This window comes from Amycolatopsis sp. NPDC004378 (assembly GCF_053602455.1).
This window is the reverse complement of the sequence record NZ_JBSGDR010000001.1, coordinates 928,769-952,297: the sequence shown is the minus strand read 5'-3', so window position 1 is coordinate 952,297 and position 23,529 is coordinate 928,769. Positions and strand designations below refer to the sequence as shown.

At 71.7% G+C, this 23,529-nt stretch carries 22 protein-coding genes; 16 read left to right on the top strand and 6 right to left on the bottom strand.

From position 1 onward, the window contains the following. Positions 1 to 8: 8 nt before the first annotated feature. The gene (locus tag ACWEN0_RS04695; protein ID WP_451968914.1) at positions 9 to 1,016 is read right to left on the bottom strand and encodes an ABC transporter substrate-binding protein; all 1,008 of its coding nucleotides are present in this window, start codon (positions 1,014 to 1,016) and stop codon (positions 9 to 11) included. Positions 1,017 to 1,742: 726 nt separating this feature from the next. On the opposite strand from ACWEN0_RS04695, the gene ACWEN0_RS04690 reads away from it, so the two are divergent. The 6 genes from ACWEN0_RS04690 to ACWEN0_RS04665 all read left to right on the top strand — a co-directional run bounded on the left by ACWEN0_RS04690 (position 1,743) and on the right by ACWEN0_RS04665 (position 8,479). Continuing rightward, positions 1,743 to 4,874 (top strand): sensor histidine kinase, encoded by a 3,132-nt coding sequence (locus tag ACWEN0_RS04690; RefSeq protein ID WP_451968913.1) that lies wholly within the window; start codon positions 1,743 to 1,745, stop codon positions 4,872 to 4,874. Positions 4,875 to 4,894: 20 nt separating this feature from the next. After that, a complete protein-coding gene (locus ACWEN0_RS04685) occupies positions 4,895 to 5,356 on the top strand; it encodes a roadblock/LC7 domain-containing protein (protein WP_143168868.1) in 462 nt (153 codons plus the stop codon). A 25-nt stretch (positions 5,357 to 5,381) separates the two neighbouring features. Further along, positions 5,382 to 6,170, top strand: a complete 789-nt coding sequence (locus ACWEN0_RS04680) for a DUF742 domain-containing protein (protein ID WP_451968911.1) — start codon at positions 5,382 to 5,384, stop codon at positions 6,168 to 6,170. Beyond that, positions 6,151 to 6,759 (top strand): GTP-binding protein, encoded by a 609-nt coding sequence (locus ACWEN0_RS04675; RefSeq protein ID WP_086676271.1) that lies wholly within the window; start codon positions 6,151 to 6,153, stop codon positions 6,757 to 6,759. The genes ACWEN0_RS04680 and ACWEN0_RS04675 overlap by 20 nt, the downstream gene beginning before the upstream one ends. Before the next feature lie 379 nt (positions 6,760 to 7,138). Further along, the gene (locus ACWEN0_RS04670; RefSeq protein WP_364452140.1) at positions 7,139 to 7,555 is read left to right on the top strand and encodes a roadblock/LC7 domain-containing protein; all 417 of its coding nucleotides are present in this window, start codon (positions 7,139 to 7,141) and stop codon (positions 7,553 to 7,555) included. Between the two features lie 6 nt (positions 7,556 to 7,561). Continuing rightward, on the top strand, positions 7,562 to 8,479 hold the full coding sequence (locus ACWEN0_RS04665) for a DUF742 domain-containing protein (RefSeq protein ID WP_451968909.1): 918 nt from the start codon (positions 7,562 to 7,564) through the stop codon (positions 8,477 to 8,479). Here the strand turns inward: ACWEN0_RS04665 and ACWEN0_RS04660 are convergent. Next, positions 8,476 to 10,713 carry a helicase-associated domain-containing protein gene (locus ACWEN0_RS04660; protein ID WP_451968906.1) on the bottom strand — a complete coding sequence of 746 codons (2,238 nt, stop codon included), beginning with the start codon at positions 10,711 to 10,713 and terminating at the stop codon, positions 8,476 to 8,478. The genes ACWEN0_RS04665 and ACWEN0_RS04660 overlap by 4 nt on opposite strands. A 146-nt stretch (positions 10,714 to 10,859) precedes the next feature. Here ACWEN0_RS04660 and ACWEN0_RS04655 point away from each other — a divergent pair, with 146 nt between their 5' ends. From ACWEN0_RS04655 to ACWEN0_RS04640, 4 genes are all read left to right on the top strand, one after another. Next, the gene (locus ACWEN0_RS04655) at positions 10,860 to 11,045 is read left to right on the top strand and encodes a hypothetical protein (protein WP_451968904.1); all 186 of its coding nucleotides are present in this window, start codon (positions 10,860 to 10,862) and stop codon (positions 11,043 to 11,045) included. 99 nt (positions 11,046 to 11,144) lie between these two features. Further along, positions 11,145 to 12,536, top strand: coding sequence for a malic enzyme-like NAD(P)-binding protein (locus ACWEN0_RS04650; protein WP_451968903.1), 1,392 nt, complete (start codon positions 11,145 to 11,147; stop codon positions 12,534 to 12,536). A 53-nt stretch (positions 12,537 to 12,589) separates the two neighbouring features. Then, complete coding sequence (gene moaC, locus ACWEN0_RS04645) at positions 12,590 to 13,060, top strand: cyclic pyranopterin monophosphate synthase MoaC (protein WP_086852742.1); 471 nt, start codon at positions 12,590 to 12,592, stop codon at positions 13,058 to 13,060. Then, a complete protein-coding gene (locus ACWEN0_RS04640; protein WP_451968902.1) occupies positions 13,057 to 13,977 on the top strand; it encodes a molybdenum cofactor biosynthesis protein MoaE in 921 nt (306 codons plus the stop codon). The genes moaC and ACWEN0_RS04640 overlap by 4 nt, the downstream gene beginning before the upstream one ends. 102 nt (positions 13,978 to 14,079) lie before the next feature. Here ACWEN0_RS04640 and ACWEN0_RS04635 read toward each other — a convergent pair whose 3' ends face one another. The 3 genes from ACWEN0_RS04635 to moaA all read right to left on the bottom strand — a co-directional run bounded on the left by ACWEN0_RS04635 (position 14,080) and on the right by moaA (position 16,919). Next, complete coding sequence (locus ACWEN0_RS04635) at positions 14,080 to 14,709, bottom strand: LysM peptidoglycan-binding domain-containing protein (RefSeq protein WP_451968901.1); 630 nt, start codon at positions 14,707 to 14,709, stop codon at positions 14,080 to 14,082. A 940-nt stretch (positions 14,710 to 15,649) separates the two neighbouring features. Then, positions 15,650 to 15,910 carry a MoaD/ThiS family protein gene (locus tag ACWEN0_RS04630; protein ID WP_451968900.1) on the bottom strand — a complete coding sequence of 87 codons (261 nt, stop codon included), beginning with the start codon at positions 15,908 to 15,910 and terminating at the stop codon, positions 15,650 to 15,652. Between the two features lies 1 nt (position 15,911). Then, a complete protein-coding gene (gene moaA / locus ACWEN0_RS04625; protein ID WP_451968898.1) occupies positions 15,912 to 16,919 on the bottom strand; it encodes a GTP 3',8-cyclase MoaA in 1,008 nt (335 codons plus the stop codon). Between the two features lie 151 nt (positions 16,920 to 17,070). On the opposite strand from moaA, the gene ACWEN0_RS04620 reads away from it, so the two are divergent. The 5 genes from ACWEN0_RS04620 to ACWEN0_RS04600 all read left to right on the top strand — a co-directional run bounded on the left by ACWEN0_RS04620 (position 17,071) and on the right by ACWEN0_RS04600 (position 20,747). Continuing rightward, entirely contained in the window at positions 17,071 to 17,550 is a 480-nt protein-coding gene (locus ACWEN0_RS04620; protein WP_451968896.1) for a MarR family winged helix-turn-helix transcriptional regulator, read from the top strand. A gap of 33 nt (positions 17,551 to 17,583) precedes the next feature. Next, the gene (locus ACWEN0_RS04615) at positions 17,584 to 17,988 is read left to right on the top strand and encodes a TOBE domain-containing protein (protein WP_451968895.1); all 405 of its coding nucleotides are present in this window, start codon (positions 17,584 to 17,586) and stop codon (positions 17,986 to 17,988) included. A gap of 59 nt (positions 17,989 to 18,047) precedes the next feature. Then, positions 18,048 to 18,857 (top strand): molybdate ABC transporter substrate-binding protein, encoded by an 810-nt coding sequence (gene modA, locus ACWEN0_RS04610; RefSeq protein WP_451968893.1) that lies wholly within the window; start codon positions 18,048 to 18,050, stop codon positions 18,855 to 18,857. 61 nt (positions 18,858 to 18,918) lie between these two features. After that, the gene (locus ACWEN0_RS04605; protein WP_451969862.1) at positions 18,919 to 19,683 is read left to right on the top strand and encodes an ABC transporter permease; all 765 of its coding nucleotides are present in this window, start codon (positions 18,919 to 18,921) and stop codon (positions 19,681 to 19,683) included. Next, positions 19,680 to 20,747: a sulfate/molybdate ABC transporter ATP-binding protein gene (locus tag ACWEN0_RS04600; protein WP_451968891.1), complete on the top strand. Its 1,068-nt coding sequence runs from the start codon at positions 19,680 to 19,682 to the stop codon at positions 20,745 to 20,747. The genes ACWEN0_RS04605 and ACWEN0_RS04600 overlap by 4 nt, the downstream gene beginning before the upstream one ends. Position 20,748: 1 nt before the next feature. Here ACWEN0_RS04600 and ACWEN0_RS04595 read toward each other — a convergent pair whose 3' ends face one another. Then, the gene (locus ACWEN0_RS04595; RefSeq protein ID WP_451968890.1) at positions 20,749 to 22,521 is read right to left on the bottom strand and encodes a multicopper oxidase family protein; all 1,773 of its coding nucleotides are present in this window, start codon (positions 22,519 to 22,521) and stop codon (positions 20,749 to 20,751) included. Between the two features lie 190 nt (positions 22,522 to 22,711). Here ACWEN0_RS04595 and ACWEN0_RS04590 point away from each other — a divergent pair, with 190 nt between their 5' ends. Next, entirely contained in the window at positions 22,712 to 23,506 is a 795-nt protein-coding gene (locus ACWEN0_RS04590) for an HAD-IIA family hydrolase (protein ID WP_451968889.1), read from the top strand. Positions 23,507 to 23,529: the final 23 nt, after the last annotated feature.

Below are 23,529 nucleotides of genomic sequence, written 5' to 3'. Positions count from 1 at the left end.
GCGTCACGTCAGCTGGTCGCCTGCGGGGCGATCATCGGCGCGGCGTCGACCTTGCTGGTGATGACGCCCATCTGCAGCAGCAGGTCGGGGACCCGCTGGAGGCGCCGGGCGTCCAGCGTGGAGCCGTAGCCGGGCAGGGTCAGCAGCTTGGCCGTGTCTTCGTCGATCTTCGCGTACTTGACGAGCAGCGGCTCGACCTTCGAGCGGTCGTTGATCGCGTCGACGGTGGCCTTCTTCATGGCGCGCTGGAAGGCCGCGAGGGTCTTCGGGTTCGCCTGCACCCACTTGGTCGCCGCGCCGTAGCCGGTCAGGGGGAAGTCCTGGCTGGCGCCGGTGTTGATGTCGATGACCGGCGTCGCGCCGGCGATCTTCGCCGCCTGCGAGAGCTGCGGCTCCGGCATGTACGCCGCGTCGACCTGGCCCTGCTGCAGGGCGGCCGCCATGTTCGGCAGCGGCATCGGCACCCAGTTGACCTTGCTGAAGTCGACGCCGTGGTCCTTCATGACCGACTTGGTGAGGATGTCGGACGCGGTGTTCTTGGCGGTGATGGCGATGCGCTTGCCCTGGAGGTCGTTGACCGTCTTCACCGGCGAGTTCGGCACCGTGACGATGGCGTTGCTCTTCGCGTTCACCGACGTGCCGTCGGCGACCAGCTGCACGTCCGCGGCGCCGGTGCTCTTGGCGACGAAGAACGGCGTGTAGGTCGAGAGGGCGATGTCGGCCTCGCCGGAGATCGCCTTCGTCATCGACGCCTGACCGCTCGGCGCGACGATCTGCTCGACCTCGAGACCCTCGGCCTTGAAGTAGCCGCCGTCCATGGCCAGCCAGAACGGTGCCAGGTCCGTGGTCGGCATGATGGAGACCTTGATCTTCGACTTCTCCAGGCCGCCCCCGTTCGACGAGGCGTTCGAGCTGTCCGATCCGAGCGCGCTGCAGCCGCTGGCGGCGGTGACAGCGGCGACGGCGAGGGCGAGCCCGAGCGCGGCGCGGCGAGTGCGAACCCGGCCACTGCTCATGGCATTTCCAAGCAAGGCCTGCTCCTTGAAGAAAGTGACGGTTCGTGAACCGAATCCGATGGGAGTGCGTGACTCATTCTCCGGAGCCACGCGGGTCACTGTAGAGAACGTGACAGCTTGCTCACAACGGGTGGAATCAATACCCAGGAGGGTGGCGCACGTCACTCTTTAGGCCTCTGGTCTAGACCCACTGCTCCACTCGCCGTAAGCGTTCACCCAGCGTAAGACGCAGTTCCGGAATCCGGTATGTCCAGCTGTGAGCCGACTGAGCGAACGCTGTGCAACATCGTGCACGTCCTTGTCGGGAGGGTTACATCTTCCCCGGCCGTTCGCTACCCTCTGCACCTGCGGGGAGGTATCAACCTCCGATGTAGTGAGAGAGAGTGCCTGGATGGCCGATCAAGACGACCCAGTTCGGTCTACCAGGGCACGCTGTGCTTTTCCTGAGAGAAGCTTCCTCGCAGAGACCACTTCCGGGCCGGGCTCAGCCGCCGCGCCGGTGGGTTAGAACGACCGAACAGACCATGCACGACCAGCGCAGGGACCCGACCGTGATGCTCGAGCTGAACCGATTCCGTCCGGCCGGACGGGGTTCAGGAACCCCGAAGGCCGACACTGAAGACGATCTTTTCACCCGTACGGGTACCGTCTCGCGCTGGGCTCCTACCGACCGGCCGGTGAGCCGGAGCGCCGGGAGCGTGCAGACGAGTGGCTGAGGACAACGCGATGCGCCCTGGCGGGCGCTGGACCGACCAGGGCTTTACGAGCACGAACGACGATGGTGGTGCGGCGGTGCCGAATGAAGACACCGCGGGGGTGGGAGGGGCCCCTGCGCGGCTGCCCGGAGACGATCCGGGCCGGAAGGCCGGGTTCTTTTCCGGCATGCGTGACTGGCGGCTGCGGTCCAAGCTGGCCGCGGTCCTGATCATCCCGACCCTGACCGCCGCGGTGCTGGGGGCACTGCGCGTGGTCGACGACGCCCGCAACGCGACGGAGTTCCAGCACACGGCGGACCAGGTCGCGTTCGCGGTCAAGGTCACCACAGTCGTGCACGAGCTGCAGAACGAGCGCTCGCTGGCCGTCGCCCGGATCTCGTCCTCGAACCAGCTCCTGCAGACCGGGCTGGACGCGCAGATCGCCAAGGTCGACCGCGAGGTCACCGACCTGCGCAACGCGGCGGCGACCCTGAGCTTCGACGACCAGGCGACGAAGGACCGCTACACCCGCGGTCTCCAGCGCCTCGACGCCCTGCGGCCGCTGCGCGCGGCGTTCAACGCCCAGAACGGCCTGCCCGACATCACGGTGCTGACCGCCTATTCGGGCATCCTCGACTCGCTCATCGAGCTCGGCCGCGAGGTGACCACCGCGGTCACCGACCGGGACGTGCTGCGGCTGGGCACGAGCACGCAGGCGATCAGCGAGGCCAAGGAGTTCACCACCCGCTCCGACGCCGAGCTGCAGATCGCCGCCTTCCGCGGCAGCTTCCCCGGCGACCTCCTGGACCAGACGCGCGCGTCGGCCTCCAGCGCGGACGCCTCCGTCATCGCCTTCCTCGCGAACGCCGACGACGACCAGCGGCAGCTCTACAACGACACCTACTCCGGCCCGGAGGTCGACGACCGCCGCCGGATCCAGACCGCCGCGTTCTCCTTCGCCCAGCTGGGGCAGGCGCCGAGCATCGACACGACGGCGCTCAGCAAGGACAGCACGGTGTCGGCGGACAAGCTGCACGCCGTCGAGTCGAACCTGCTGGCCCAGCTGAAGACCCGCGCCGACGACCTCGCCACGGCGGCGGTCAACTCGGCCTGGGTCGGCGGTGCCGTGGTGCTCGCCGCGCTGGCCGCCGCGATCGCGCTGATGCTCGTCGTCGCCCGCCTGATGCTGCGCCCGCTGCGGGTGCTGCGGAAGAGCGCGCTGGACGTCGCGTACACGCGGCTGCCGGAGACGGTGCAGTCGATCCTGGACGACCCGGACCCGGTCGGCGCCTCCAAGAAGGCCGTCACGCCGGTGCCCGTCACCTCCCGCGACGAGATCGGCGAGGTCGCGCGGTCGTTCGACATCGTCCACGAGCAGGCCGTCAAGATGGCCGCCGAGCAGGCCCTCCTGCGCGAGAACGTCAACGGCATCTTCGTGAACCTCTCCCGGCGGTCGCAGCGGCTGGTGGAACGCCAGCTCGGCGTCATCGACCGCCTGGAAGCCGACGAGCAGGACCCGGACCACTTGGCGAGCCTGTTCGAGCTCGACCACCTGGCCACCCGGCTCCGGCGCAACGGTGAGTCCCTGCTGGTGCTCTCCGGCGCCGGCCTGGCGAAGTCGGTGCCCAAGCCGGTGCCCGCCGCCGACGTCATCGGCGCCGCGGTGTCCGAGATCGAGCAGTACGCCCGGATCGAGGTCGGCATCGTGCCCGACGTCGCGGTCCAGGGGCTCGCGATCCACGACCTCGTGCACGTCCTCGCGGAGCTGCTCGACAACGCGACCTACTTCTCCGAGCCGGAGACGAAGGTCATCGTCCGGGCCGTGGTGACCCGCCGGAAGGCCCTCGCCATCCAGGTCACCGACCACGGTGTCGGCATGAGCGAGGAGCGGCTGGCCGAGGTCAACGGCCGGCTCGCCGAGCCGCCGGACCTGGACGTGTCCGTGACCCGGCGGATGGGCCTGTACGTGGTCTCGCGGCTGGCCAAGCGGCACGGCATCGAGGTCCGGCTGCGCGAGAACGAGGACATCGAGGGCGGCGTGATCGCCCGCGTCGTCGTCCCGGCCGAGCTGCTCACCCAGCTCCGCCCGGGCATGGCGCGGCAGACCCCGCCGCCGGCCAACCGGTCCGAGACGTCGATGTCGATGCCGAGCATCCCGATCCCGGCCGCGCGCACCGACTGGGACCAGACGCAGGCGCACACGCCGGTGCCGCCCTCGGCCCCGCCGCCTCCGCCGCCCCCGGCCCCGCCGGCGCACGAGCCGGTGGCGAACCAGGGCGGGCTGGTCCCGCTCGACCAGCCGATCAGCCTGGACGACCTGGTCAGCGGCGGCCGCGCGGCGGGCCCGTTCCTGTCGCCCGAGCTGCCGAAGCCGGAGACGCCGGCCTGGCCGACCGCCGAAGACCTCGCGCCGCTGGCCCCGTCGTCGAACGGCGACGGAGCCAGCTCCCACGCCGGCGACACGCAGTTCGCGCCGCTGGTGCTGCCGAAGCGCGAGCCGAAGTTCGTCCCGCCGGAGGAGCCGCCCCCGCCGCCGCCACCCGCGGCGGACAACGGCCCGTCGGCGCTCGAAGACGATGTACCCACCCGGCGGCTGCCCATCTACCAGTCGGTGCTGTCACGCTGGTTCAGTGAGGGCGACGACTCGGCGGCCGACCCGGTGCCTCCGCAGGGCGAAGGCGAGGACCCGAACCTGCCTCCGCTCACCGGCTCCGACGAGCCGCTGGCACCGGCCGCGCCGGTGGCCGAGCACCGCGAGCGGCCGGCGGACGAGCTGCAGCCGACCGCGGCGACGCGGCACCCCCTGCTCCCCGCCGACGACGGCTGGCACAGCGCCTCCGACGACGGCTGGAGCGCGGCGCAGTCGCTGCTGGAGTCCAAGAACGAGGAGATCACCCCGGCCGGGCTGCCCAAGCGCGTCCCGAACGCCTACCTGGTGCCGGGGTCGATCAGCAGCCCCGCAACGGCGGAGGCACCGGCTCAGAGCCACTTCGCGGACGCGGGTGCGGGTATGCCCGGAACGGGTGCGATCACCCGCTCGGCGTCCGCCGCGCGGAGCCGGATGGCAAGCTTCCAGCGTGGCTACACCTCCGGACGTCATGCGCTGAAGGAGCATGAAGAGGTTCCGGTGAGTGGCAACACCACAGACAGCAGTGAGGAGTGAAAGTGACACGGGCGGGTGCAATGCAGCCGGGTGGCGCCGCGCAGCCGAACGGCCAGGCGCAGGCGAAGGCGGGTAGTGCCGGCAGCTTCGCTTGGCTGATCACGGATTTCGTGCACCGGGTGCCCGGCGCGGCCCACGCGGTCGTGGTCTCGGCGGACGGCCTGCTCCTGGCGGCCTCTCGCGGGCTGCCGAAGGACCGGGCCGACCAGCTGGCCGCCGTGGCGTCGGGGCTGACCAGCCTCGCGCGCGGCGCGGCCAAGGTGTTCGAAGGTGGTCCGGTCGCGCAGACCGTGGTCGAGATGGCCAACGGCTTCCTCTTCCTCATGTCGGTTTCCGACGGTTCCTGTCTGGCGGTGCTCGGTTCGCCGGAAAGTGACATCGGCCTGGTTGTCTATGAGATGACCCTGCTGGTGGAGCGGGTCGGCCAGCAGCTGACCCCGGAGATGCGGGCGCAACTGCAGGGAGCAGCGGTCCGCCGCTGAGGACCCGGGAACCGAGGAGAGAGCCGTGGACGACGGGCGCTTGAGGGGCGATGGCCGGCTCGGTGACGACTTCTCCGGCGGGTGGTCCGAACAACCGGACGACGGCCGCGAGGACTGGCAGTCGTTCCGGGAACGGGTCGACCGCGAGTGGCGGTCGCGTCGCGTGCAGGCGTCCGACAACGACCCCGTGCGCGAACCCCCGAACTGGCTGACGGACAGCAACGCGGGTCAGGAGCCGATCCGGCCGATCCAGCCCGGGAGCGGCGAATACCGCGACCGGCTGCTCGGTGGCCCCGGTGCGGAGCTGTTCGGCGGTTCGAGCGGGCCGCTGTACGACGCGGCGGAGTTCGCCGCGTACAGCAACGGCCGCGATCGCGACTATTCGGCGGGGCCGGACTCCGGTGAGCTCGCGGCGGCGCTGCCGCAGCAGGCCCACCAGGAGTACGTCGACGCGCCGGCGCCGACGGAGATGGAGACGTCCGGCCTGGTCCGGCCGTACTTCCGGACCCGCGGCCGGACGAAGGCGACGCTGGACCTGGCGATCGAGGCGCTGATCTCGACCAGCGAACAGGGCCGGATGCTCGACCGGGTCCGGGTGCCCGAGCACCGGTCGATCTGCGACCTGTGCCTCGACACCCGGTCGGTGGCCGAGGTGGCGGCGCTGCTGCGGCTGCCGCTCGGCGTGGTGCGGGTGTTGATTGGTGACGTGGCGGGCCTCGGGCTGGTGCTGGTGCACTCCAGCAGCCCGACCGTGGGCGACCGCCCGAGTATCGAGTTCATGGAAAGGGTGCTCAGTGGGCTTCGGAGAATTTGACTCCGACGCGAACGCGCCGCAGGTGACGGGTCCGACCTCGTCGGCCAAGATCGTGGTCGCCGGCGGGTTCGGTTCGGGGAAGACAACTTTGGTCGGGGCGATCTCCGAGATCGACCCGCTGACCACCGAGGCCATGATGACCGAGGCCAGCGTCGGACACGACGACACCTCGGCCACGCCCAACAAGACCACCACTACCGTGGCGATGGACTTCGGGCGCATCTCGCTGGACTCGGACCTGGTGCTGTACGTGTTCGGCACGCCCGGTCAGCACCGGTTCTGGTTCATGTGGGACGACCTCGCGGTCGGCGCCATCGGGGCGGTCGTGCTGGTGGACACGCGGCGGCTCGCCGACGCGTTCCCGTCGATCGACTTCTTCGAGAACCGGAAGCTGCCCTACGTCGTGGCCATCAACTGCTTCGACCGGCTCCTGCACCACCAGATCGAGGACGTCCGGCACGCGCTCACCATCGCGCCGTCGGTCCCGATCATGGCGTGCGACGCGCGCGAGCGCGACTCCGCCAAGCAGGTGCTGATCTCGGTCGTCCAGCACGCGATCGCGCACGATACGGCGTTGCGCGCGGGCTGAGGCCATGGCTTCGCGGACCAGGTGCGGCCGTTGGAGTGAACTCCGCGTGCTTCACCCACTTCGGGGAGCCTCGCCGCCGTCCGGTGGACGGAACACGGGCCGCCGTTCGGTACCGGTGACGGCCCGCTCCGCCGGCCACCGCGCTGACCTGCGCGGACACGACGCCGTCGCGGCTCGCGGGGTGCGCTTCGCCCGTGCCGACCGGACTGGCCCGGCGCGGAGCGCGGCCGACCGCACACGTAGGGTGCGCAGCGGTCCGCCGGAGGTGTACTCGACACCGTCGGCGCGGCGAATACGCTCTACTTTGGCGTCGTCGACCGGCTGTGCCGGCCACTCCGGGGTGCGGCGTGCGGCGCCGCAGGAGCAAGGAGGGGCAGTAGTGACGGCTTCCGGCCAGGGTTCGTTCGGCTGGCTCATCACGGACTTCGTGCGCCGGGTACCCGGCGCCGCGCACGCCGTTCTGGTGTCCGCCGACGGGCTGCTCCTGGCGCCGTCGGAAGGGCTGCCCCAGGAACGCGCCGAGCAGCTGTCCGCCGTCGCGTCCGGGCTGATCAGCCTGACGCAGGGGGCCGCGCGCTGCTTCGAGGCGGGCGGCGTCAACCAGACCGTGGTGGAAATGGAGCGCGGTTACCTGTTCCTGATGTCCGTTTCGGACGGTTCGTCGCTGGCGGTGCTGGCCGCGCCGACGTGCGACATCGGGACGGTCGCGTACGAGATGACGTTGCTCGTCGAGCGGGTCGGCCAGCAGATCACCCCCGAACTGCGCGCCCAGCTCCAGGGCGGCGTGCGTGGGTAGGACGAGATGAGGATTTCGGGATTCGACGATCCGGACTCCAGCGGCTGGGACGCACTGCACCGGGGCACCGAGCGCGAGGGTTTCGATTCGCCCAGCAAGTTCGACATGTCGACGCTGTCGATGATCATGCCGAAGCGCAGGCCGGCCCGGCCCCAGCCGGACCCGCAGGGCTACACGGACGAGGACACGCGCGAGTGGGGTCCGTCGGACGGCGACGGGTACGTCCCGGAGGACTACGAGACCGCGGCGCGCGAGTGGGAGCCGCCGGGCGGGCCGGAGGACGGCTACGACCCGGCCGCGCCCGAATGGCAGGACGAGGAGCGGTTCGCCCCGGAGCCTCCGGCCCTGGAGCCGGCGTGGACGCCGCCGCGCGGCGCCCGTCCGCCGGCGCCCCGGCCCCCGGCCCCGCCCCGGCCGCCGTCGCCCCGGCACGCCCCGCCGCAGTCGTGGGCGCCGCCGGTCGACCCCCGGACGAACTGGACGCCCCCGCCGGACCCGGAGACCCGCTGGATCCCGCAGCCGGAGCCGTGGGAAGAACCGGCTTACGAGCCGGCGCGGGTCGCGAGCCCGGCCCCGCCGGCCTCGACGGGGTCGCGGGTGCGGCCGTACACGCGAACGGGCGGCCGCACGCGCTCGGACCACAACCTGGCGCTGGAGGCCCTGGTCTCGACGTCCGACGACGGCCGCCGGTACCGCGGCGTGCGGTCGGTCGAGCACCGCCGGATCTGCGACCTGTGCCTGGACACCCGGTCGGTCGCGGAGATCGCCGCCCACCTGAGGCTGCCGCTGGGCGTGGTGAAGGTCCTGGTCGGCGACATGTCGGACATCGGTCTGGTGCTGATCCACCAGACCGAGCTGATCCTCGGCGACCGCTCGTCGCGGGAGTTCATGGAGCGGGTGCTGGCGGGCCTGCGCGCGCTCTAGTCCTCGACGATCGCGGCGGACGTGATGCGGTGCAGGGAGTACCGCTCGTTGTTGTCGCCTTCGAGGATCCCGCCCCCGACGCGCACCGGCCGGACCACGCGCTGGCTGGCCGTGCCGCGGGAGTCGACGAACCCGATCCACACCTCACGGCGTTCGAGCGTCGCCCGCGACAGCAGCTCCAGCGTCGCCGACGTGTCCGCCCCGCCGCCGACGGGCGCCCGCACGGCCGACCCGCGACGCCGGGCCGAAGCCGCGTCCCCGGCTCGCAGGTTCGACACGATCCGCGCCGCCTGGTCGGGCGTGAGCACCGCCTGCTCACCCGGGCTGCGCCGGGCCGCCCTGGCCTTCGCGGGCAGCCGCCGCCCGCCCGGCCGGATGTCGACGACCCGGCCGTCCGGGCCCTCGGCCGCCGGCGCGAACCCGGCCGCCCGCAGTCCCGCGAGGACCTCGTGCAGCGGGTCCGGGCTGACCACGACCGTCGGCGCGATGAGCCGCAGGTCGTGCTCCGCCGCGACCGGGTTGGCCAGCACCTCCGCCAGCAGCGCCTCGTCGTCGCACCGCAGGAACGACGCCGCCGCGCCGCCGCGCAGCCGCCCGTGCCGCCGCGCGACGTCGTCGACCAGGTAGCTCAGGCCCTGCGGCACCGGCGTCGCGGACTTCGCCTTGAACAACGCGTGCAGCTCGTCGGCCGTCCGGCCGGTGTCCAGCGCCCGCCGCACCGACGCCTCGGTGATGCGGTAGACGGTCGCGTGCCCGGCCGACTCGACGTCCGCGACCGCGTCCATCTCCGCGGCCAGCTCCGGCTCCAGGGGGCCCGGCGCGACGACCGTGAGGTCGGCCTGCAGCAGCACGTGGTCCACCGGCGCGGGCAGCGCGTCGAGGATCGCCTCGACCGCGCCGGGGCGGTCGTCCGCCAGCAGCGCGCGTGTCGCCGTCGTGACGCCGCCGAGCCCGACGATCCCCAGCGCGGCGGCCTCGGCCATCGTCCAGCGGACCGTCTCGTCGCGCAGCCGCCCGCCGCGCCGGGGAGCCCGCCAGGCCAGCACGGCGACGAGCTCGTCGACGCTCTTCACCCCGGCGCCCTCGGGCAGGCCGGCCAGCGTCGCCAGCACCCGCCGCCGCGCGACCGGCGCCAGCGGGCGGCGCAGGTCCTCCGACAGCGGCGCGATCGGCTTGTCCTTGGCGTCGCGCCCGCCGGCCAGTCCCGGCAGCCGCGGCAGCTCCAGCCAGGCCTGGGCGAGCGTCATCCAGCGCTGCGCGGTCGGCGACGCGAGCCACGAGTCGGTCAGCGTCGTCGGCACCCACTCCGGCGCCGTCGTCTCGCTGTCCGCGACGAGCCCGGCGCCGACGACGAGCTCCGCCAGCAGCGTCGCCTGGGTCTCGTCGATCTCCAGGTCCTTGGCGAGCTTCTTCAGCTCGCGCACGCCGAGGCCGCCGGACTTGAGCACCGGTGGCGGCGCGGCGGACCACGAGCGCAGCAGGGATTCGGTGTGGCGCAGGAACTCCATCGCCTCACCGGCCGCGGCTTCGTCCAAAGTGGACGGCTGGTGCGGGTGCACCGGCAGCTCGGGCTCGGTCAGCGAACCGGGCGCGAAGACCCCGCCGCGCACCGCGACGCCGATCTCGCGCGGCAGCTCGACGGTCTGGTCGTCACGCCGCAGCAGCAGCCCGCGGGCCAGCAGCTTCTGCACCGGTGTCGCGGCCTTCGCGAGCGTCAGGTCGAGCCCGGCGTCGCGGGTGCGGCCGATCGGCGGGCCGGCGGCCAGCGCGTTCAGGACGGCGCGTTCGTCGTCGGGAAGCTCCGCGAGCCGCGCCTCGAGGTCCTCGCCGGCGAGCGGCGGCGACGACGCGCCGAGCCCGGCCGGGAACGGCCCGAGCGCCTCCCGGGCCGCCGGGGGCACGCGCAGCGCGTCGTCCGGCCCCCAGGTCAGCGCCCGCGCCCGCAGCCGGGCGAGCGGCACGGCGATGTCGGCGCCGACCAGCTTCGCCACGTCCTCGACCGGCACGGGATCGCGGTCGGCCCCGGCCAGCAGGCACGCCTCGACGACGGCCAGGGTGAAGGTGTCCAGATCCTCGCAGGCGCGCGCGACCGAGCCCGGCGTGCCGGCCCGGGTGGCCAGCACCGTGCTGTCGGAGGGCGGCGGCGTCGACAGGTCGCGCCGAGTGCGGAGGAGCTCGGTCAGTGCGTCGTCGGGCTCCGCGCGCAGCCAGTCCGCCAAAGAGGTCGCGGGCATAGAAGGCCAGGATACCGGGCGGTTGCGGCAGGCTGTCCGGGCTCAGGCAGACTGTCCCCGACATATTTCGGGGGTCCGGGTGGCGGAGCCCCCGGCCGGGGCGCAGCCCCGCGTGTCACAGAACCGAGCACGGTGTGGAGGACGTTGTGGCCAAGGCTGAGAAGAAGCACAAGGGCGTCGACCCGACCTGGCCGGGCGAAGCCGGCGAGCACCCCGTGACCGAGCTCGCGTCGGACCGCCAGGGCGCGCTTTCGCCGTTCGGCGACGTGACCTTCCCGCTCGACTCGGTGCCCTACGTGCACCCGGAAACCGAGATCAACACCCGACCCTAGAGTTACTGGTCAGTACCGGTATCGGCCCCTCGTGAGGGCGGTCACGGGAGTAGGTTCGCACCCGTCCCACCCGACCTTTCCCATGCGGGGGTAAGTGCCATGCCGGTTCCCGGTCCCGGATACTCGATCACCGTCCGGGTCGAGGCCCCGGCCTCGTCCAGCGCGGCCGGTGACCTCACCACCGCCGTCGGGCGCGTCGGTGGCGTCCTGACCGCGTTCGACGTCGTCGAGTCCCACTCCGACTCGATCGTGGTCGACATCAGCGCCAACGCGCTGTCGGAGAACCACGCGAACGACATCACGCAGGCGCTCGACTCGCTGCCCGGCGTCAAGGTCCGCAAGGTCTCCGACCGGACGTTCCTGATCCACCTCGGCGGCAAGATCGAGGTCACCCCCAAGGTCGCGCTCCGCAACCGTGACGACCTCTCCCGCGCCTACACCCCGGGCGTCGCCCGCGTCTGCCAGGCCATCGCGAACAACCCCGAGGACGCGCGCCGGCTGACCATCAAGCGCAACACCGTCGCGGTGCTCACCGACGGCTCCGCGGTCCTCGGCCTGGGCAACATCGGCCCGGCCGCCGCGCTGCCGGTGATGGAGGGCAAGGCGGCGCTGTTCAAGAAGTTCGCCGACGTCGACGCGTGGCCGGTCTGCCTGGACACCCAGGACACCGAGGAGATCATCATGATCGCCAAGGCGCTGGCGCCGGTGTACGCGGGCATCAACCTCGAGGACATCGCCGCGCCGCGCTGCTTCGAGATCGAGAAACGGCTTCGCGAGCAGCTCGACATCCCGGTGTTCCACGACGACCAGCACGGCACCGCGATCGTCGTCGTCGCCGCGCTGCGCAACGCCCTGCGCGTGGTCGGGAAGAACATCGAGGACTGCAAGATCGTGGTCAGCGGCGTCGGCGCGGCCGGCTCGGCGATCATCCGGCTGCTGCTGCGCAAGAACCCGGGCGACATCGTCGCCGCGGACATCGACGGCATCGTCCACTCCGCGCGCGGCAACCTCGACGACAACCTGACCTGGATCGCGTCGCACACCAACAAGGACCAGGTCAGCGGCACCCTGCACGAGGCGCTGGCCGGCGCGGACGTCTTCATCGGCGTCTCCGCGCCCAGCCTCTTCGGCGCCGAGCAGGTGGCGACGATGAAGTCCGACGCCGTCGTCTTCGCGCTGGCCAACCCGGACCCGGAGATCGACCCGCTGGAAGCGCAGAAGCACGCCGCGGTCGTCGCGACCGGCCGCAGCGACTTCCCGAACCAGATCAACAACGTGCTGGCCTTCCCGGGCGTCTTCCGCGGCCTGCTCGACGCGAACGCGCACAACATCGACGACACGATGCTGCTGGCCGCGGCCGACGCGATCGCCGACGTCGTCGACAACGGCAAGCTCAACGCGTCGTTCATCGTGCCGAGCGTGTTCGACAGCGCCGTGGCGCCCGCGGTCGCCGAAGCCGTGCGGAAGGCCGTGCGCGCCGAGCGGGGCTGAGCCCGTTCCGAGGCAGCGTCACCGGCGGCGGCCGGCGGAAGTAGCCTCGGCGTGTGAGTGAACTCAGCCACGTCGACGAAACCGGCGCCGCCCGGATGGTCGACGTCTCCGGCAAGACCGCCACGGCGCGCACGGCGCTCGCGGCCGGCACCGTGCGGACCACCGCCGAGGTGCTCCGGCTGCTGGCCACCGACGGCCTCCCCAAGGGCGACGCGCTGGCCACGGCCCGGATCGCCGGGATCATGGGCGCGAAACGGGTGCCCGAGCTGATCCCGCTGTGCCACCAGATCGCGCTGTCCGGGGTCAAGGTCGAGTTCACCCTCGGCGAGGCCGAGGTCGGCATCCGCGCGACGGCGAAGACCACCGACGTCACCGGCGTCGAGATGGAGGCGCTGACCGCGGTGGCCGTGGCCGGGCTGACCCTGCACGACATGATCAAGGCCGTCGACCCGGCGGCGACGTTGGACGAGGTCCGCCTGCTCCGCAAGGACGGCGGCAAGACCGGGACCTGGGAGCGGCCGTGAAGCGCACCGCGCGGGTGATCGTGGCGTCGAACCGCGCCGCGAAGGGCGTGTACGAGGACAAGACGGGCCCGGTGATCGCCGGCTGGCTGGCCGGCCGCGGCTACGACGTGCCGGCGCCGGTCGTCGTCGAGGACGGCGACCCGGTGGGCGTGGCGCTGCGGGCCGCGCTGGCCGACGAGGTGGCCGTGGTGCTCACGACGGGCGGCACCGGCATCTCGCCGACCGACCGCACCCCGGACGTCACGCGGGCGGTCCTGGACCACGAGCTGCCGGGCGTCGCGGACGCGATCCGCGCGGCCGGGCTGCCGAAGGTGCCCACAGCGGTGCTCTCGCGCGGTGTGGCGGGCGTGGCGGGCCGCACCCTGGTCGTCAACCTCCCGGGCTCCAGCGGCGGCGTGAAGGACGGCCTGGGCGTGCTGGACGGCATCCTGGACCACGCGGTCGACCAGCTGGCCGGCGGCGACCACCCGCGTCCCGCCGCTTCGGCGCCCTCAGTGCGCGTTGCGCGGGCGCTGGTGACCGAGGACGCGCTTTCGGTGGAGGAGCACGCCCGCCTGGTCGAGGACGACGCCGCGGGCGCGGTGGTGACGTTCGCCGGGGTGGTCCGCGACCACGACGGCGGCAAGGGCGTCCGCGACCTGACCTACGAGGGCCACCCTTCGGCGAGCCAGGTGATCGCGGACGTCGTGGCGGACCTGGCGGCCCGCTGGACGGGCGTCCGGGCGGTCGCGGTCAGCCACCGCGTCGGGCACCTGGCGATCGGCGACGTGGCGCTGGCGTGCGCCGTGGCGGCGGAGCATCGCGGCCAGGCGTTCTCGGCGTGCTCGGACCTCGTGGACGAGGTCAAGGCCCGCCTGCCGGTCTGGAAGCACCAGCACTTCACCGACGGCACGGACGAGTGGGTCAACTCGCCCTGACCGCGGGGCAACGCACAAGCCCTCCACCGCCCGGGGGATCGGCGGTGGAGGGCCTGGGTGTCACGGCTCGAGGCCGGACTCACGCATCAGTGCGCGCGATCGTCACTTGGTGGCGATCTTCTGGCCGACGAGGATCAGGTCCGCGTTCGGGATGTACTTCGCGTTCAGCTCCTGCAGCTTCTGGTAGCCGCCCTGGACGTTGAACTGCTTGGCGATCTTGGACAGGCTGTCGCCCGCCACGACGGTGTAGTCACCGGCCGGGTTGGAGCTCGCCACGCCGGTCGCCGCCGGAGCCGCCGCCAGCTTCGGGGCGGTGCTCTGCTTCGGCGCGGTCGACTTCTTGGTGGTCGTGGTGCTCTTGTGGGTGGCCTTGGGGGCCGACGAGCCGCCGCCCTTCTTGCCACAGACCGGCCAGGCGCCGATGCCCTGGCCCTGCAGAACGCGCTCGGCCACGGCGATCTGCTGCTCGCGGGACGCGCCCTGCGGGCTGCCGGTGCCGCCGTAGGCCTTCCAGGTGCTCTGCGTGAACTGCAGGCCGCCGTAGTAGCCGTTGCCGGTGCTGGTGCTCCAGTTGCCGCCGCTCTCACACTGCGCGATGGCGTCCCAGTTCGTCGCCGACGCGGGGGTCGCGGCGATGGCGAGGGGCGCGCCGACCGCAATGCCCGCGATGGCGACGCGAGCGACGGTGCGGGTGGCAGCGGACATCTTGCGGTGCTTGCCTCGGTAAGACATTTGGATGCTTCTCGGTTTCCCTGCGCCTACGAGCCGGTGCTGAGGGTCAGGATTCGGGGTCCTGGCGCCGGCCGTCTCAGGCCGGCAGACGAGTCCGACGCACGGCGCGTCTTCGTCGTCCCCTCGTCCCTGTCCGGAAATGCTTTCGCTCGGGGTATGGGTCCGGGATCCGTCGGACAGGGCTAGGCGCTACGGATTCCCGGTCTTGCTCGGCTGGTCGGGGCCAACCGAAAAGCGACGGTACGTAACGAGAGCCGTGATCGGAAATTATTCGGGGCGTGACCTACGTCACAGTAACAGCACGCAACCCCTGTCGATGCGGGTGTTTGTGCAGGTCAGAGGGCCGTTATCTGCCCGTTTCCTTGCCGAGATAAAACACGGATCGTGAGGCTTGCATCACGTGTTTTGCGTAGCGAATGGACCATTCGCGGCGTCCGCTCAGCGATTGAAGCGCGCATCTTATGACGGGCCTCCGAAGTGCGCCAGACTTGACAACTGTGCCCCAAGCGCCCCTTGAGTCACACCAGCCCCACCTGTTCGGGCGGTTTGACCGCACGGCCGGAGTCGCGACGCCCGCACCCGGTGCCCGGGTGGGGCAACGCACCGCGACCGACCAGGCCGGACCCGTCACCGGATGGCGTTGCGGCCGGTCGCGATCAGCTTCTCGCGAACACCCGGATCCGGTGACGCGCCACGCCGAGGACCGCGAACCGGCTTCGCCGAGCGGTCCCCTGCCGTCCCCGAACGGTCAGCCGCCCACCGGAGCGCCGAACCACCCACCCCGCGTCCCCACGGACGACACGCCGGGCATCACACGTGATCAGAGAGGCATCACGCGTGATTGGAGGGGCATCACGCGTGATTGGAGGGGCATCACGGGGGAACCGCGGCCGCGCGTCGTGTCGACCCTTGGATCACGCGTGTTGGCTGTTCGGGGGCGTCAGCCGCCGGCGAAGGGCGGGAGGACGTCCAGCTCGGCGCCGTCGTGCAGGGGGCGGGTGAGGTCGCGCACCGCGATGCCGTCCAGGAGGTAGCTGGCCGCGTCGAGGACTCGCGGGAGGTCCGCGGGGTGCAGCCGGCGCAGCTCGGCGACCGCGTCGCCGACCGACGCGCCCGAAGGCAGCTGCACCTTCTCTTCTTCCGAGCCCGCCGCGGCCCGCGCCGCCGCGAAGTAGCGCACCACGATCGTCGAAGTGGTCATCTCAGCCGCCGATCGCGCTCATCGGCCGGATCGGCTGCGCGAAGCCGGCGTCGTTGATCTCGTGTCCCGCGAGCTTGCCCCACATCGTCGCGCGCCAGGCGTCGGCAATCTCTTCATCGCGCGCGCCCGCGCGCGCGAGAGCGCGCAAGTCCGTCTCGTCGTTGCTGAAGAGGCAGGAGCGCACCGCGCCGTCCGCGGTCAGGCGCGTCCGCTCGCAGGCGGCGCAGAACGGCCGGGTCACCGACGCGATCACGCCGACGTCGCCGGGGCCGCCGTCGACCAGCCAACGCTCGGCCGGCGCGCCGCCGCGGGCCACGGGGAACGGCGTGAGCGTGAACTCCGCCTCCAGCATCGAGAGGATCTCCGCCGCGGTGATCATCTCGCCGCGGTTCCAGCCGTGCTGGGCGTCCAGCGGCATCTGCTCGATGAACCGCAGGTGGTAGCCCTCGTCGAGGCAGAACTTCAGCAGCGGCACGGCCTCGGCCTCGTTGACCCCGCGGATCAGCACGGCGTTGACCTTCACCGGCGTCATCCCGGCGTCCCGCGCCGCCGCGAGGCCCGCGACGACGTGCGAAAGCCGGTCGCGGCGGGTGATCTTCACGAACGTCTCGGGGTCGACGGTGTCGAGCGAGACGTTGATCCGGTTCAGCCCGGCCGTCGCGAGCCCGGACGCGCGCTTGGCGAGCCCGATCCCGTTGGTGGTCATGGACAGCCGCGGCCGCGGCGACAGCGCCGTGACCCGCGCGATGATGTCCTCGAGGCCCGGCCGCAGCAGCGGCTCGCCGCCGGTGAGCCGGATGTCGGTGACGCCGAGCCGTTCGACGGCGATCCGCATCAGCCGGACCAGCTCGTCGTCGGTCAGCACCTGCTCGCCCGGCATCCAGTCGAGGCCTTCGGCGGGCATGCAGTAGGTACAGCGGAGATTGCACCGATCCGTCAGGGAAACCCGCAGATCGGTGGCCACCCGGCCGAACGTGTCGATGAGTGCGGGGTTCTCGGGCCTGGGCACGCGAGAAGACCCTCGTGTACCGGGGACGCGAGGAAACCCGAGATCCACTGCCGTCATTACGCACAGGGTATCTCGCGAAGGCGGGATCTCACCGTGCCGAGTAGGATACTTTGCGGAGTGAGTGGTTCAGTTGCCGAACTAACGAGGGCCTGTGACGGAAAAGACCTACGCGGTCACGGAAGAGGAGCTGTTCCGCTTCGCGGAATTGGGCCGCGCGGGCAGCACGCTCACCGTCCTCCGGCACGCGAGGATCGCCGAGCAGATGGGCTTGTCCGGCACCGACCACAAGACGTTCGACCTGGTCATCCAATCGGGCGGACCGTTGACCGCGGGGCGGATCGCCGAGCTGACGGGCCTCTCGACCGGTGCTGTGACCGGCGTCATCGACCGGCTGGAGAAGGTCGGGCTGGTCCGCCGGGTCCGCGACCCGGAGGACCGCCGCAAGGTCCTCGTGGAGGTCGTGCCCGGGGCCGCCGAGCGCTTCGCGCCGCTCTTCCAGTCGGCCTTCGACGCCCTCCGCGACACGCTGGCGCAGTTCTCCCCGGCCGAGCGAAAAGCCATCGAGCGTTATCAGAATGTCATGCTCGAACAGCTGCGTGCCGAGATCATGCACAATTCCCGCCCCGCGTAGCTTTTCCTCAACTGCGGAGATAATGTCTGCGCCATGCCGCAATTTCGGTTGTCCGAGGCCGCGCGCCTGCTCGGCGTCAGCGACGACACCGTCCGGAGGTGGGTGCGCGCGGGGCAGCTGACCGCGACCGACGACGCCGCCGGGCGCAAGGTCGTCGACGGCGCCCAGCTCGCGGGCTTCGCCCGGGCCCAGGCCACCGGCCCCGAGGACCCCTCCGCCGTCGGCCGCTCCGCCCGCAACAGGTTCGTCGGGCTGGTCACGGAGGTCGTCGCCGACAAGGTGATGGCCCAGGTGGAACTGCAGTGCGGGGCACACCGGGTGGTGTCCCTGATGAGTACGGAAGCCGTCCGCGAGCTGGGCCTGCGCCCGGGGGTGCTCGCGGTCGCGGTGGTCAAAGCGACCACTGTCGTGGTGGAAACACCGGAAGGAAGTAAATGAAGAACCTCGCTTTTCGGGGGTCCGGGTGGCGAAGCCCCCGGCCCGGGGCGAAGCCCCGCTTGTCACAGCTTGCTCTCGCCGTGGCGGCCGTCGCCCTGTTCGCGGGCGCGTGCAGCAGCTCGGACCAGCCCAGCACGCAGACCGGCGGGTCGTCGGTCACCGCGCCCGCGCCCAAGGGCAGCGGCGACGCCGGCACCGGCACGCTCACCGTGTTCGCCGCCGCGTCCCTCACCGAGTCGTTCACCGCGCTCGGCAAGGAGTTCGAGGCCCAGCACCCCGGCGTCACCGTGAAGTTCAGCTTCGCGGGCTCGTCCGGCCTGGTGCAGCAGCTGACCAACGGCGCGAAGGCCGACGTCTTCGCCTCGGCCGACCAGGCCAACATGGACAAAGCGGTCCAGGGTGGCGTGATCGACGGCCAGCCGACGGTCTTCGCGACCAACAAGCTCGCCATCGCGGTCGCCCCGGGCAACCCGAAGGGCATCAAGACCTTCGCCGATTTGAACAAGCCCGGCCTGACCGTGGTCACCTGCGCGCCGCAGGTGCCGTGCGGGTCGGCCACCAAGAAGGTGGAGACCGCCACCGGCGTCACGCTCAAGCCGAAGAGCGAGGAGCAGGACGTCAAGCAGGTGCTGAACAAGGTCTCCTCCGGCGACGCCGACGCGGGCCTGGTGTACGTCACCGACGCCACCTCGGCCGCGGGCAAGGTCGACAAGGTCGACTTCCCCGAGGCGAGCGGCGCGATCAACGACTACCCGATCGCCGTGGTCAAGGGCGGGCAGACCGCGCTGGCCAAGGAGTTCGACGACTTCGTCCTCGGCACCGAGGGGAAGAACGAGCTGACGAAGGTCGGGTTCGGCCCTGCGCAGTAAGCGGCTCGCGAACGGCCGGCCGGGATCCGTCCCGGCCGGCCGTTCGCGCGTCCCGTGGGTCCTGGGCATCCCCGCGACGCTGGCGCTGGCGCTCGTCGTGCTGCCGGTCGTCGGCCTGCTGGTCCGCTCGGACCTGACGCGGCTGCCGTCGCTGATCGTCACGCCGTCGTCGTGGCACGCGCTGCGGTTGTCGCTGATCACGGCCGCGCTGTCCACTCTGGCCTGCGTGCTCCTCGGCGTGCCGCTGGCCGTCGTGCTGGCGCGCGCCCGGTTCCGCGGGGTCCGGCTGCTGCGCTCGATCGTGCTGCTGCCGCTGGTGCTGCCGCCGGTCGTCGGCGGCCTCGCGCTGCTCTACCTGCTCGGCCGCAAGGGCTTCCTCGGCATGCTGATCACCACGCTGACCGGCGAATCGGTGCCGTTCACGACGACGGCGGTGGTGATCGCGCAGACGTTCGTCGCCATGCCGTTCCTGGTGGTCAGCCTCGAGGGCGCGCTGCGCGGTTCCGGTGACCGCTACGAGCAGGTCGCCGCGACGCTCGGTGCGCGCCCGTGGACCGTCTTCCGGCGGGTCACGCTCCCGCTGCTGCTGCCCGCGCTCGGCTCCGGCGTCGTCCTCAGCTTCGCCCGCGCGCTCGGCGAGTTCGGCGCGACGATCACGTTCGCCGGCAGCCTCGAAGACGTCACGCGCACCCTGCCGCTCGAGGTCTACACGCAGGCCGAAGTGGACATCGACAGCGCCGTCGCGCTCTCGCTGCTGCTCATCGTCGTGGCGGTCCTGGTCATCGCCGTCGCGCGGCCGCGCTCGTGGGAAGGCGGCCTGCGGTGAGCCTGACCGCGCGCATCGAGGCCGTCCGCGGCTCATTCACGCTGGACGTCGACCTGGACGTGCCGACCGGGACCGTGCTGGCCCTGCTCGGCCCGAACGGCTCCGGCAAGTCGACGGTCCTGGGGTGCCTCTCGGGGCTCATCACGCCGACGTCGGCGGAGATCACCGTGGCGGGCCGCGCGCTGGCCGGCACGGCCCCGCACCGGCGGGGGATCGGCCTGCTGTCGCAGGACGCGCTGCTCTTCCCGCACCTGTCGGCGGTGGACAACGTCGCGTTCTCGCCGCGCTCGACCGGCGCGGGCCGTCGCGCCGCGCGTGAGCGGGCCTTCTACTGGCTGGCCGAAGTGGACGCCGTCGCGCTCGCCGACCGGCGGCCGGGGCAGCTGTCCGGCGGCCAGGCCCAGCGCGTGGCGATCGCCCGCGCGCTCGCCGCCGAGCCGGACCTGCTGCTGCTCGACGAGCCGTTCGCCGCCCTGGACGTCGACGCCGCGCCCGCGATCCGCGGCCTGCTGCGGCGGGTGCTCAAGACCGGGCCGACGACCGTGCTCGTCACGCACGACCCGCTCGACGCGCTGGCGCTCGCCGACCACGTCGCGGTGATGAACGGCGGCCGGATCGTCGAACGCGGCCCGACCCGTGAAGTGCTTTCCGCGCCGAGAACGGCGTTCACCGCGCGGATCGCCGGGCTCAACCTCGTCGCCGGGACAGCGGTCGCCGACGGCCTGCGGACGACGTCGGGCGAGGTGGTGAGCGGCCTCCCGGCCGAGGACGTCGTGGTGGGCGAGCCCGCGGTGGCGGTGTTCGCGCCGAACGCCGTCGCCGTCTACCCGCACGACGGCGAGCACCGCGGCAGCCCGCGCAACACCGCCGACGCCGTCGTCGCGGCGCTGGAACCGCACGGGCCGGTGATCCGCGTCCGGGCCGAGGCCGACGGCTGGGCCCACGGCCTGACCGCCGACCTGACCCCGGCCGCCGTGGCCGAGCTCGCGCTGGAGCCCGGCTCGGCGGTGACGCTGTCGGTGAAGGCCGCGACCGTGACCGTGCACCCGGCCGCGGCCTCCTGAATCAGCCGTCGTGGTGGTGGCCGCCGCCCGGGTGGACGTGGAACTTCGCCACCTCCGGCGGGTGCACGACGAACGGCCGCATCATGCCCTCGTCTTCGTGGTCGAGGATGTGGCAGTGGAACATGAATTCGCCGGTGCCCCCGCCGAACTGCCCGGCGACGCTCACCCACTGGCCGGGGTTCACGATGATCGTGTCCTTCCAGCCCTCCTCGTACCTCTCCAGCGGGACGTCGGTGAACCCGCTGATCGGCGCCGTCGTCCGCTCCGACGCCTGGTCGAACGTCGTGGTGAAGCTCCGCCGGAACAGCGCCTGGAACTCCGTCAGGTGGATGTGGACCGGGTGCGCCGGGCCGCCGTTGGCGACGTGCAGGAGGTTCCACACCGCGTACCGGTCGTGGTCGATGAAGATCCCCGTGGTGTCGTCGAAGAGCCGCCCGTTCATCCGGAACGTCTTCAGCCCGCCCGCCGGGTCCTGGAGCTGGATGATCCCCGCGCCGCCCGGGTCCGCCTCGACCTGCTCGAGGTCCCACATCTCGGGGTGGCCGTCCTTGCCGAGCAGCAGCGCGACCCAGACGTGGTCGTGGTCCTCCGGCAGGGTCGAGCCGTGCACCAGCCGGACGTACGACGTCGACAGCTTCTCCGGCAGCTCGAAGGAGTCGTGCTTCGCGCGGCCGTCCACCCGGAACTCCATCAGGTCGGGCTCGATCCCGCCGAGCCGCGGGTCGCCGTTGCGCAGCTTGAGCTTCTGCCCCTTGAAGCGGCTGAAGTCGATCAGCACGTCGAACCGCTCGGCCGGCGCGACGGTCAGGCCGGCGCCCGGTAGCGCGGCGGGCGCGGGCAGCAGGCCGCCGTCGGTGCCGATCAGCCGGACGGCGTCGTTGACCGGGGTGTTGTTCTCGTCGACCAGGTTCAGCGTGTAGAACCGCGAGTTCGCCGCGTTCAGCACCCGGAAGCGGTACCAGCGCGCGTCGACGTCGAGGTGCGGCCAGATCACGCCGTTGACCAGGTTGAACGGCCCCGAGAACGGGATCATCGGGCCGTTGGGCACGTACGGGAACTTGTAGAGCAGCTGCCCGGTGAGCGCGCCGGTCACCGGGTCGGTGTCGAGGTTGCGGTCGGTGAGGATCAGCGGGACCTCGCGGTCGCCGTGCGGCAGGCCGAGGGCGTCCTCTTCGTCGTCGCGGATCAGGTACATCCCGGCGAGACCGGTGTGGACGTTGAAGCGCGTGATCGCCATGGCGTGGTCGTGGTACCAGAGCGGCATCGCCTGCTGGCGGTTCTGGTACTCGGTCAGCTGCGACGTGCCCTTCAGGCCCGCGTTGTGCGCCCAGCCGTCGTTGCCCGCGTTGGTGCGGGCGCCGTGGAGGTGCACGACGGTCCACGCGGGCAGCTCGGCGACGCCGTCGAGGATCGAGTAGCCGGGCCGGTCGAGCTCGCGGCCGGGACGGCTCGTGGGCCCGTCGGTGACCGGGCCCTGAACGGCGACCAACGGGAAGTCGCCGTCGATTTCGTTCGACCACGAAATCCGCAGCTGTTCGCCGCTGCGCACCTCGATCGTCGGCCCCGGGAAATGTCCGGCGTACGTCCACAATGCACTTTCGGGCAATTGTGAGTGCAGTCGCTGCTTCTTCGCCACCATCGGAATGGTGATCGTTTCCCGGCCGCGGGCGCGGAACAGCGGCGGAACCGGCAGTGGGTCGAGGAACTTGGTGAGTCCCCAGTTCGGGCCCGTGATCGGCCCGGCGGCCGCCGGACGCTCGATGATGTCGGTCATGCGGTTTCCCCCTTCGTTTCCGGGGGCAGGACGAATTGCGCCGCGGCGATTACGCAGGCGACGTCGAAAGATATTCCCCCGAACCCCCTCGGTGGCCGGCACGCGACTCCCCTCGCGATACCGGCAATTCCCACTGTAGCCCTTTTCGGCGTGCCCCGCAGGGGGCTCACGCGCGTGATAGGTTTCGCGCATGAGCGAAGGCCGGTGGACGTACCTCTCCGACATGGACGGCGTCCTGGTGAAGGAGGAGCACCTCGTCCCGGGGGCCGACGAGTTCCTCGCCGAGCTGAAGGCGAACGGCACCGACTTCCTGGTGCTGACCAACAACTCGATCTACACCCCGCGAGACCTGCGGGCCCGGCTCGAGCGCACCGGGCTCGACATCCCGGAGGAGTCGATCTGGACGTCGGCGCTGGCGACCGCGAAGTTCCTCTCGTCCCAGCGGCCGAACGGCTCGGCGTACGTCATCGGCGAAGCGGGCCTGACGACGGCGCTGCACGAGGTCGGCTACGTGCTGACCGAGCGCGACCCGGACTACGTCGTGCTCGGCGAGACCCGGACGTACAGCTTCAGCGCGATCACCCGCGCGATCCGGCTCATCGAGGGCGGCGCGAAGTTCATCGCGACGAACCCCGACGCGACCGGCCCCAGCCTGGAGGGCTCGATGCCGGCCACCGGGTCCGTCGCGGCGCTGATCGAGAAGGCCACCGGGCGCTCGCCGTACTACGTCGGCAAGCCGAACCCGCTGATGATGCGCTCGGCGCTGCGCCGGCTGGGCGCGCACTCGGAGTCGACGCTGATGATCGGCGACCGGATGGACACCGACGTGCACTCGGGCATCGAAGCCGGGCTGCAGACCATCCTGGTGCTCACCGGCATCTCCACCCGGGAGTCGGCCGACCGCTATCCGTACCGGCCCACCCGGGTGATCGACTCGGTCGCCGACCTGATCGGGCGGACCCAGGACCCGTTCGGCGAAGGCTGACGGTCGGCCGGGTGCGAGCAGGG